At 46.0% G+C, this 9,860-nt stretch carries 11 protein-coding genes; 4 read left to right on the top strand and 7 right to left on the bottom strand.

The genetic code is table 11. From position 1 onward, the window contains the following. Positions 1-292: 292 nt before the first annotated feature. The 4 genes from QUB26_RS30415 to QUB26_RS30400 form a co-directional block, all read right to left on the bottom strand. Positions 293-616: a hypothetical protein gene (locus QUB26_RS30415; RefSeq protein ID WP_333138580.1), complete on the bottom strand. Its 324-nt coding sequence runs from the start codon at positions 614-616 to the stop codon at positions 293-295. Positions 617-723: 107 nt separating this feature from the next. Beyond that, positions 724-1,116, bottom strand: coding sequence for a DUF5615 family PIN-like protein (locus QUB26_RS30410; protein ID WP_333237655.1), 393 nt, complete (start codon positions 1,114-1,116; stop codon positions 724-726). Continuing rightward, the gene (locus QUB26_RS30405; RefSeq protein WP_333251067.1) at positions 1,113-1,490 is read right to left on the bottom strand and encodes a DUF433 domain-containing protein; all 378 of its coding nucleotides are present in this window, start codon (positions 1,488-1,490) and stop codon (positions 1,113-1,115) included. The genes QUB26_RS30410 and QUB26_RS30405 overlap by 4 nt, the downstream gene beginning before the upstream one ends. Before the next feature lie 91 nt (positions 1,491-1,581). Next, the gene (locus QUB26_RS30400; RefSeq protein ID WP_333237659.1) at positions 1,582-2,529 is read right to left on the bottom strand and encodes a class I SAM-dependent methyltransferase; all 948 of its coding nucleotides are present in this window, start codon (positions 2,527-2,529) and stop codon (positions 1,582-1,584) included. Between the two features lie 331 nt (positions 2,530-2,860). Here QUB26_RS30400 and QUB26_RS30395 point away from each other — a divergent pair, with 331 nt between their 5' ends. Together QUB26_RS30395 and QUB26_RS30390 are read left to right on the top strand one after the other, a co-directional pair. Next, a complete protein-coding gene (locus QUB26_RS30395) occupies positions 2,861-3,763 on the top strand; it encodes a hypothetical protein (RefSeq protein WP_333237661.1) in 903 nt (300 codons plus the stop codon). A gap of 208 nt (positions 3,764-3,971) precedes the next feature. After that, complete coding sequence (locus QUB26_RS30390; protein WP_333237928.1) at positions 3,972-4,913, top strand: glutathione S-transferase C-terminal domain-containing protein; 942 nt, start codon at positions 3,972-3,974, stop codon at positions 4,911-4,913. Here the strand turns inward: QUB26_RS30390 and QUB26_RS30385 are convergent. Beyond that, on the bottom strand, positions 4,894-5,028 hold the full coding sequence (locus QUB26_RS30385) for a hypothetical protein (RefSeq protein WP_333303022.1): 135 nt from the start codon (positions 5,026-5,028) through the stop codon (positions 4,894-4,896). The genes QUB26_RS30390 and QUB26_RS30385 overlap by 20 nt on opposite strands. Before the next feature lie 52 nt (positions 5,029-5,080). Between QUB26_RS30385 and QUB26_RS30380 the strand changes: the two genes are divergently transcribed. Next, positions 5,081-5,620 carry an REP-associated tyrosine transposase gene (locus tag QUB26_RS30380; protein ID WP_333237663.1) on the top strand — a complete coding sequence of 180 codons (540 nt, stop codon included), beginning with the start codon at positions 5,081-5,083 and terminating at the stop codon, positions 5,618-5,620. 189 nt (positions 5,621-5,809) lie between these two features. Here QUB26_RS30380 and QUB26_RS30375 read toward each other — a convergent pair whose 3' ends face one another. After that, complete coding sequence (locus QUB26_RS30375; protein ID WP_333237665.1) at positions 5,810-6,865, bottom strand: nucleotidyl transferase AbiEii/AbiGii toxin family protein; 1,056 nt, start codon at positions 6,863-6,865, stop codon at positions 5,810-5,812. Between the two features lie 148 nt (positions 6,866-7,013). Then, the gene (gene thyD / locus QUB26_RS30370; RefSeq protein WP_333237667.1) at positions 7,014-7,940 is read right to left on the bottom strand and encodes a thylakoid membrane protein ThyD; all 927 of its coding nucleotides are present in this window, start codon (positions 7,938-7,940) and stop codon (positions 7,014-7,016) included. Positions 7,941-8,088: 148 nt separating this feature from the next. Here thyD and QUB26_RS30365 point away from each other — a divergent pair, with 148 nt between their 5' ends. Next, positions 8,089-9,723, top strand: a complete 1,635-nt coding sequence (locus QUB26_RS30365) for a DUF3352 domain-containing protein (protein ID WP_333237670.1) — start codon at positions 8,089-8,091, stop codon at positions 9,721-9,723. Positions 9,724-9,860 lie beyond the last annotated feature (137 nt).

Here is a 9,860-nt window from a genome sequence, read left to right as displayed (position 1 = left end):
AAATAACTTACAATTTTAATTGTTATTGTGGGTGGGGCGTCCCGCCCGTCATTTTTGGACGGGCGGGACGCCCATCCCACTTTCAAGAGTGGAAGTTATTTAATTCTCATTCCTTAGATGAGAGTGAAACACCGTGTCAATCGATTTTAGATTTTAGATTTTAGATTAAAGAATTGAAGCATTGAGCCCACGGATAAATTCGGGGGCTTGTTCATCGGATACAAGTTTTTTATTTCTGGACGGATGAATCCGGGGGCTTGTATCCTGGATGCTTTCGGTCAAGAAAGATGTGTTATTCGATGAAAATCCCAGCAACTTTGTCTCCATTCATAGTCATGTGTGCCACAAATTCATCTCCACCATCTTCAAAACTCAGCTTCCACAAATAAATCGGACTATTACCTTGTTTTATCTCACCAAAATAAGTAATTGAATATCCTTTTTGCAGGCGTGAAGCGAGCTGCTCGCTAACAGCGTCAAACATTTGTGGTGTAATGCTCGCTTTGTAGCCTGCATCGCCCACTGTGGTAAAAAGCTCGTAATTTTTCGATGCAGTGGCATCCAAAATAACGTGCAAACAATTGATGACGTTTTCAGAGGGGGCTGTCGGATTCATGAAGATGTCCTTCTTTTAGGATTTTATTAAAATGTTCTAGCTCAGACTGCTGTCTAACGCTTAATTGTACCGCAGTTGCGATCGAATTAGGTAAATTGATGTCGATATCACGGAATGAATAACCGACCAACTCCCATATAATTGTCAACGTCTAGAACAATCTCAACAAGACGCTCAACACATCGCTCTCGGTAGTCAAATTCGTCAAGGCGATCGATATCTGTAATTGTCAATACAGGAAACGAATCTGCTGTATTTTCCTCACGCATCACCTGTTCAAGTGAATCCTCACCCTTCATGTTTCGGTTGGCTGTGAGTATCATCATTTGATTTTCTTGAGCATAACGCCAAACCAAACGATCGCTAGCGTCCATCGATAGTCCAGCTTCCCTAAAAGTGACAAATCGAATCGACACGAATTCAAGCCAGCCGAGTTTTGTCAAAATTCCGAGCAAAAGAAGAGCATAGCCGTCAAGATTGTAGTCAACTAGGAAAGTCATTGTTTCTGTGCGACACGTCTCGCTTTTTGCTCCTCAAGTTTTGCCCAGAGAGCTTCTTGTTCGGGCTTGTGTGGCATCATTGCAATGCGATCGAACCGTTCGCGGTTGCGATTTTCCCAATAGGAGCGAATTTCTGCTCTTGTTTGTAATACCTGTTGATACTCTGTTTCGATTTGAGCGCGGTTTGCTTCAATGTAAGACATAGCAGCGTTAATTTGATCGTCCGTGAGGTTAAATTTATGACGAATCAATTTTGGTGAATACTCAGCTTTCAGAAAATCCATAACATCATATAGAGTCAGTCGAGTGCCTGAAATCGTCAGTCCTCGCTCTGTACGGATAATAGTCGCTTGTGTTTCGGATACCGGAGTCATACCTATAACCTTCTAGGTTCGTCTCTATTATACCGCAGTTGCGGTCGAATCAACTTTTTAAGTGTCATCGACCGCCAACATTTTTCCAACATCAAACCCGACTGTTTATTGCCTCAGCAACAATAGTGCGGTGTCGGACTGTATTGCAAGTGATTGTCGGCTGGGCAAAACCGGAATCTACCAAAGCTTGCTCAATATCCAACCCAAAATACTGATCCAAATAAGGCTCCGTACTTTTGAGCAAAGTCAAAATATAAGGAGGCATTTTGGCATAAACTTCCGACTGAGGATTCATATCCATAATTGTCAAATGTCCGCCAACACGCAGCAAACGCCTCGCTTCCCGGAATATTTCTCTAGTAGCTTTCTGCGGCAATTCGTGACAAACTAAACAAATAGAAACTAAATCAAAAGCAGCCGCAGGCAAACCAGTAGATTCAGCAGCAGCGTGAACCCAAGTCGGAGATTTTTGATTTAAAGATTGGGATTCTCGCTGTTGAGAACGGTATTTAGCAACTGCTAAAAAATAAGGCGACAACTCCACCCCAGTCATCTTCGCTTCCGGGTAAACCTCCCCAAGAGCAAAGGTACTCATTCCCACACTGCATCCCAAATCCACAATATCTTGCGGTGAAGAAGCAATCTGAGATTTGATGACTTCGTGATAGCTGGCGCGGAGTTTTGCATCGCCTTCTGCACCCGCTTCCGGCCAAATTGTGGCGTGAACTGTACGGGCGGCAACTTCTACTTCTGTAGCAGCTTCCCAGCTCATGTTACCTTGTTCATAAGCGTGGAATGAAGTTAGATAATATTTCGGGTAAACAAGATCGGGATTTTGGACGCTGAGCAATTCTGCATCCCAATTCCTGGACAAAAGTGCTTGCGATTCTTGTCGCCAATGCACTCCGATTTTTTCTCCTCTTTTTATCATCATTTCCCGCGCTTGGTGCTTGGCTAGATTAGCTAAAGGCTTGATGGAGAGTACGCCATTTACTAAACGCGAGGCTAATCCCGGATTTTTGTTAACTGCAACCGTCATGTTTTATGTTTTTCTATTTTGCGCCATCTATTTTAACACAGTGCGATGATTTTGATTTATCTATATAATGAAACTTAACTTTGTGCTGGCGAGTGAAATGCAAATGTTTTGTGGAAAAGACTTTTTTTAATGAACCGCAGAGGGCGCAGAGAACGCAGAGTTAGAGAAGAGAGAAAAGCTCAGAGGATTGCAAAACAGGCTCTAGTCGTGTAATATTTAATTGTGCTTACTTATTTAAGTTCTGGGGAATTTATCTGGAATCTGGAATCGGATTTGCCGCAGTTGGAGTATTTGGAAGAACACTTTAAATCTGGCTATTCAGGAGTTTGTGATGAGCAAGTCTATTGTGGAATTGGTTGACAATTTGCCGTCGGGTGGCGTCACTGTGATGATGCTCAAATCCCTCGATTTTGTGGTTCCGGGGGCGTGGAACAATCTCACGGGTTTTGATAATACTATTCAAGCGCTGACAGGGGAAACAAAGCGCAAATTAGTTGAGAAAATTCGCGATCGCGCGATCGAGCTTTACGCTAACCCCAATGAGCCATATCAAGGCGTAGTCAGGCTTTACCAGTTAGCAGACAGCGCCGATAGTGCGTTAGGTGCAACGGCTATGGCGAATAAAATCGGCGAAAACATTGGCTTTCTTTCCTTTCTCAACCGCCTCACTCCCAAAGCTGACACAACTCAAACGATCGATTTGTGCGTCAAAGTGGCGATCGAGCTAATTGCCTACTGCAAACTTAACAATATTTCCCTTGACAATGTGGGAAGCTTTGGTAATTATTTATCTCATTACAAAGGCGAATCTCTGATGCGGATGGCTGCATTAGTGTGTGCTGACGGTTTAATTCCCCTCGGCCCGGACTTCATTAGAGTAGCACAAAATACGATAGGCGGATTGAATCCTTCCACCTTGCAGCAAAACTCAACATTCCAAAATATCAGTAACCTAATTCCCGGCGCCAATAATTCACAAAAGTTCGGATTTGTGACAACTACTTTCGCCTCAGCGCAAGGTTGGATGAACAATTTAGTACAGTCTCGCGGCTTAACTCCCGCCATAGTTTTAGGCCATCTCAAGCAATACATTGATGTTACTGATGACAAATTGGATTATGTGGCGGCGTTTTTAGACATGAGTACCAATTATTACGAACATACCGGAATTCAGACGGTTGCTCGCCGATTGATCGATCGAGCTTATGCTGAAATAGCCTCTGGCAGATCCTAGAAAAGTCCTTCCTAGGTGAGGGAACAGATCGAGGCAGAGCCTCTGGATATGCGTTCCCCGGCAGAGCCTGGGAACTAGGGAATAAACCTCGCAATGTGAGTTAAAATAAGCAAATTATGTTTAGCAAACCTCTTTTAATCGCATTGTGAAAAACAAATCGCTTCCTTCATCCGTAACAGTCAAGCTAGGCAAATTTGTCTGGACATCAATGTGGCAATTAATGATGTCAAAACTAGCGCCGCCCGATCGCACGGGAGCATACATTCGCCCCAGCAGCAGTTTCCGCAACTTTGTCAGCACTGCACCAGACAACCCTCACGGGCCCGCTGCGGGACGGTATCGCCTCTTCGTGGGTACGGGATGCCCTTGGGCCCACCGCACTCTGGTGACGAGGGCGCTCAAAGGGCTTGAAGATGCGATATCCGTGTCTATTGTCTATCCCTCTGAAGGGGGAATGTGGGTGATGGAGTCGGAGACTTTTGGCTGCAACACGATGCCGGAACTTTACCAGTTGGCTTTACCGGGCTATCAGGGGCGGTGTACGGTGCCGGTGCTGTGGGATGACTCGAAAAAGGCGATCGTCAATAACGAGAGTTCGGAAATTATTGTGATGCTAAACTCGGAGTTTAACGAGTTTGCTGGCAATCCTCAAATGGATCTTTATCCTCTGGATTTGCGATCGCAAATTGACGAGTGGAATGAGAAGATTTACCAATCGGTGAATAACGGCGTTTATCGCTGCGGTTTCGCGCAATCTCAAGCTGCTTATGACTCGGCTTGTAGTGAATTGTTTGCTGTTTTAGACGAGATCGATCGATCGCTCTTGAGGAGTCGTTACCTGTGTGGCGATCGGGTGACTTTAGCAGACGTGCGGCTTTTTACTACTCTATTCCGTTTTGATGCAGTTTACTACAGCTTGTTCAAATGCAATGTGCGTCGCATTCAAGATTACGAGCATTTGGGAGCTTATCTGCGCGATTTGTACCAGTTACCGGGAGTTGCCGGCACTTGCGATTTGGAGGCTGTGAAGCGCGATTATTACGGCAATTTGTTCCCGCTGAATCCCGGCTGCATTATCCCGGCTGGGCCCGATCCGGCGAGTTTGCTCAAAGCTCACGATCGCGCAGGGCTCAGAAACCGGGTTTCTTAACTCGTACCTCGTTCCCAGGCTCTGCCTGGTAACGCATATCTAGAGGCTCCGCCTCGCCCCAACCCACCAACAAACCATCCATTCCCTCGTTCCCAGGCTCTGCCTGGTAACGCATATCCAGAGGCTCCGACTCGCCCTAACCCACCAACAAACCCTCGATCGCCCCAATGGGAAGAAGTAGATACAAAGTAATATATTCCGACAACCAACCGCACTTTGTCACCTCTACAATTATCAACTGGATTCCTGTCTTCTGTCAAGCAGAAATAGCACAAATAGTCTTAGATTCCTTAAGCTTTATGCAACGGGAGAAGCGTTTAGCTTTACACGGTTACGTGCTGATGGAAAATCACTTGCACTTAATCGTAACTTCTTCTGAATTGTCAACGCAAATGAGAAATTTTAAATCATTTACAGCTCGCTCCATAATTGACTTGCTTGAAAAACATCAAGTTACCAACATCCTCGATCAACTCGCATTCTATAAAAAGCTACACAAAAAAGACCAAAAATATCAGCTATGGCAAGAAGGGTTCCACCCGCAAGCTATTTTGGATGAGGCAATGCTGTTGCAAAAATTGGAGTATATCCACAATAATCCTGTTAGGCGCGGCTATGTTGACGATCCAGCTTGTTGGAGATATTCTAGTTATCGAAATTATATGGGTCAGGATGGATTGTTGCCAGTTGATTTGATTGATTTTTGAGTCGGATGATTTGTTTGAAGGAGCGAGGCAGAGCCTCTGGATCTGCGTTATCAGGCAGAGCCTGGTAACGAGGGGCCAGGCAGAGCCTGGTAACGAGGGGAAAAAGAAGGGAAAAGAGCGAAGAATGGAAAAGAGCGAGGCAGAGCCTCTGGAAATGCGTTCCCAGGCAGAGCCTGGGAACGAGGAAGATCAATTCGGCGCAGAGCTGGGGAATGAGGAAGTAGTCTCGCTAAATGTCCTGACTGTTATTTCCCTGCCTAAATCCTGAGCTAGTAAATCGATACCGTTAATAACTTTATTTGGCTCTGCAATACTCAAAACCTCATAGCATTTTTCCCGATAATCGGGACGATCTTGGAAATACTGAATCACTCGATCGAGCGGTTCCATAACTTGATAAGCTGCTTCAGCTTTGTCGATCGCCCTTTGGGGAATCGGAGTCGCTAACCTTTGAATAGCCAAGTCGATTAAATCTCTAGAATTTACCCGATCGACAGCCGGGCGATCGGCATTTGCCAACAACTTTTCTGCTATACTATCAATTTGATTCAAACCAGGAACAGGCGACCAATTTGGATAATTTGGTTCGCCCAACTCAAGTCGCCCTTCACAAACCATCTCGAATTTAATAGTAGTGCCGTCAACAATAACAGGAAATCTTATCCCATACTGGTTGGCTTGAATATCGTTCGGGAGAACAATGCGTGAAGCGAAGCTATCCCCAAGGGAATCGCGACTACCAAAAATCATATCATAGCCTCCTTCGGCAACTTTTCGGCGCAGGAGACGGTAGCCATCATCCATCGGGCACATAAAGTCAATATCCTGGCTCAACCGATATTCTCCGTGTTCCATACTTACCAACGTTCCGCCCCCAAAATACGCCCGACATTCCTGTAGAAATTCGACATTCAAGTGGCTGAGTACAGTTAATATCTTTTGATGAATTTCGCGTTTAAACATTGCTTGAGAACTTACCCCATTTTCTGGAGTTTTTGGCGGAAAACTGCTTCCCATTTCTGCTATTAACCAAGACTGATAGTGTTGGCTGATTTGTTGAATAAAAGCTAGTTCCTCAAAGCTAGGTGTTCCCAAAACTCCCCAATAATGCCAGCCAGATTCGTAGCGGCATAGCATTTCCTTGAAACTCAATTTTTTTACATCAGCAATTTGCCAGCAGATAGCTTGAAGGAATGGGAGTTCGGCGGGAATTGTCAACCCGGTTGCTATTTCTTGATGGTTCATATGCTTTCGGGGAAAGCGAGGCAGAGCCTCTGGATATGCGTTACCAGGCAGAGCCTGGTAACGAGGAATTTTGTTGGAGTCCCTCTCAGCTCGGACTTTGTTTGTGAAGCATCCGAATTCTATTCGGCGGGTTCTATTCCGTAGGTTCCTAACTTCCCGATAAAATCTCTTCGAGTGCTAATTTCAGCGTCGGATATTGATATTGAAAACCACTAGCTAAAGTTTGTTTCGGCAACACTTTCTGCCCTTCCAAAACAAGTTTTGCCCCGTCTCCCAACAACATTTCTAAAGCAAAACCTGGCACCGGCAACCAAGAAGGCCGCTTTAAAACTTCCCCTAAAGTTTGGCACAATTCATTCATCCGCACCGGATTCGGTGCTGTTGCATTCAAAACGCCTTCAACTTGCGAATTTTGCAAAGCGTACAAAATTAAATCAACCACATCCTCGCGATGAACCCAAGAAAACCACTGTTTTCCTGTCCCAATTGGGCCGCCTGCAAATAGTTTAAAAGGTGGCAGCATTTTTGCCAAGGCGCCTCCCATTCCCAAAACTATCCCCAGTCGCAAAATTGCTAGCCGCGTTCCCGCATTTTTTGCAGGTTGGGCTGCTGCTTCCCAGTCTTTGCAAACTGTTGCTAAAAAATCGTTTCCCGCGAGGCTCGTTTCGTCAAATTCAGCGGTTTCGCTGGTTCCGTAATAGCCGATCGCCGATGCACTCACAAACACAGATGGTTTAGGATTAGCATTGACGATCGCCTCGACCAATTTTGCCGTCGTCAGTGTGCGACTGTCCAGAATTGCCTGCTGGCGCGCCTCCGTCCACCTTTCCTCCGCAATCGGAACCCCTGCTAAATTGACAACACCCTCGCAGCCCGCGATCGACTTTTGCCAATCACCAGACTCCGCAGGAGTGTAGGCGACAACTTCTAAATTCGGATAAGCTGAAGCCGGAAAAACTCGGCTAGCCTTCGCCCCATCCCTGCTCAAAACCACCACTTGATGTCCCGCAGCTTGCAGCTTCTCCACCAGCCGGCTACCTACAAATCCCGTTGCTCCCGCGATCGCTACTTTCATCTTTTACCCGCAATGCACATTTTTAGTAGTTTAGACGATCGTCCAAACTTGTGTTAAATCATACAAAAATAAACAGCAGCCTCGATCCCCTCCCGACAAGCCAAGTGTATTTTCATTAAACTGATAAAGGACACGAGGAACACAAACCATGCCTGCAAAAAAATCAAAGCTTCTAATTGCTGCCTCCATCGCCGCAGCAGGTAGCGCTGCGGTCTACTTTTACTTCCAGGGTTTGAGCCAACAAGTATCCAACCCTCAAGACAGCGCCAAAGTTGTGCCCGACGAAGCAATGATGGCCGCCTTTATCTCCCCCAATCCCCAAGCGTTGTCACAATTGCAGCGATTTGGCACGCCAGGGGCTCAAAAGTTGATCGGTCAGGGTTTGAAGGCCTTTCAAGAACAAAGCTTGGCAGGCACTCAAATCGACTTTGACAGGGACTTAAAGCCTTGGTTAGGGGGGGTGATGGTCGCTTTGCTGCCCCCTGATGCTGTGACGAATACAGAGCCTCCAAAACTGCTGGTAGTAGTCAGCGTGAAAAATAAAATTAGCGCTTGGAATTTTGCTAATAAATTAAAATCTCAGCCCGGTGCAACAACTCAAGAAACCGAGTATAAAGGAGTTAAAATTTATGAGATTGCAGAGCCAACTGGCAAGCGCTACAGTGTGGCTTTGCTGAACGACCAATTAGTGATGGCTCCTTTGAAAAAGCCTGTGGAATTGGCGATCGATACTTTTAAAGGAGAACCCTCCCTCGCTACGCAGCAGAGTACAACTAAGTTTTTTGCAGAGAGTGCTGGTGTCAAGAATCCGATCGCAACTGTTTATATTGCTGATTATCCTGCGGCCATTGAGCAATTGAAAGCTAATTTGCCCGCTGATATCCAGTTGCCTTGGACAGTGTTTTCGCAGTTCAAACAGGTTAAGTCTTTGGTTGCGGGAATTGGAGCGGATAGTGCGGGATTGAGGGTAAAAACTATTGCTCAGTTAGACCCTAAATTCGTGCAGCAAACTCCACAATTCGCATCGAAATTATTGCCCAGATTTCCGGGCGAAACCATTGCTTTAGTCGGCGGCAAGGGAATCGATCAAATTTGGTCGCAAGCAACCGCTGAGGCACAAGATAGCCCGGAAGTTGGCAGGGGAGTTCAGCAGGTGAGGAATAGTTTTAAGCGGTTGGATTTGGATGCGGATCGAGAGGTTTTTGGTTGGATGAATGGGGAATTTGCGATCGGGGCGATCGGTTCCAATCAAGGGATTTTGTCTCAGTTGGGCATGGGGGCGGCGATGATTTTTGAAACCAGCGATCGCCCTGCTGCAGAAGCAACTCTGAAAAAACTCGATGCGATCGCCAAAAGCAATCCTACAGTCAGTGTCGGCCCCAGACAAGTTCAAGGCAAAGAAGTTACGGAGTGGCAAATACCCCAGCAAGGCACTTTATTCGGGCACGGTTGGCTGAATGAAAATTCTGTATTTGTAGCTTTCGGCGGCCCTTTAGTTGATGTGATTACTTCGACGCCACCGCAACCGTTAAGCAGCAGTCCGAGTTTTCAGGCGATCGCCACTTCTTTACCGCGCGCCAACCAAGGTTACTTTTACATAGATATGGAAAAAACCATGTCTTGGGCTAACCAATATTTGCTCGCAGTACAGCCAAATTTAGTTTCCCCGCCCGTCGCCGAATTGCTGAATTCTCTCCGAGGAGTTAGCGTAGCCACAGCTTCTACGCAACCGACAACTGCTGAGTTGGAGATGCTTTTTGCCTTGAAATCTAACAACAATTAGGCAATTTGTAATCGGTAATTTGTAATCGGTAATTCTTCCTTCTATCCTTCTAAGGATCGCGAATTAAATAACTTACAATTTTAATTGTTATTGTGGGATGGGCGTCCCGCCCGTCCTATTTGGACGGGCGGGACGCC

The organism is Microcoleus sp. B4-C1 (genome assembly GCF_036705285.1).
GTDB lineage: Bacteria > Cyanobacteriota > Cyanobacteriia > Cyanobacteriales > Microcoleaceae > Microcoleus.
This window is presented reverse-complemented; position numbering and strand designations above follow the sequence as displayed.

Coding starts and splice junctions, on each gene's coding strand:
- QUB26_RS30415 (WP_333138580.1), bottom strand. CDS start 616: ATGAATCCGACAGCCCCCTCTGAAAACGTCATCAATTGTTTGCACGTT.
- QUB26_RS30410 (WP_333237655.1), bottom strand. CDS start 1,116: ATGACTTTCCTAGTTGACTACAATCTTGACGGCTATGCTCTTCTTTTG.
- QUB26_RS30405 (WP_333251067.1), bottom strand. CDS start 1,490: ATGACTCCGGTATCCGAAACACAAGCGACTATTATCCGTACAGAGCGA.
- QUB26_RS30400 (WP_333237659.1), bottom strand. CDS start 2,529: ATGACGGTTGCAGTTAACAAAAATCCGGGATTAGCCTCGCGTTTAGTA.
- QUB26_RS30395 (WP_333237661.1), top strand. CDS start 2,861: ATGAGCAAGTCTATTGTGGAATTGGTTGACAATTTGCCGTCGGGTGGC.
- QUB26_RS30390 (WP_333237928.1), top strand. CDS start 3,972: ATGTGGCAATTAATGATGTCAAAACTAGCGCCGCCCGATCGCACGGGA.
- QUB26_RS30385 (WP_333303022.1), bottom strand. CDS start 5,028: ATGCGTTACCAGGCAGAGCCTGGGAACGAGGGAATGGATGGTTTGTTG.
- QUB26_RS30380 (WP_333237663.1), top strand. CDS start 5,081: ATGGGAAGAAGTAGATACAAAGTAATATATTCCGACAACCAACCGCAC.
- QUB26_RS30375 (WP_333237665.1), bottom strand. CDS start 6,865: ATGAACCATCAAGAAATAGCAACCGGGTTGACAATTCCCGCCGAACTC.
- thyD (WP_333237667.1), bottom strand. CDS start 7,940: ATGAAAGTAGCGATCGCGGGAGCAACGGGATTTGTAGGTAGCCGGCTG.
- QUB26_RS30365 (WP_333237670.1), top strand. CDS start 8,089: ATGCCTGCAAAAAAATCAAAGCTTCTAATTGCTGCCTCCATCGCCGCA.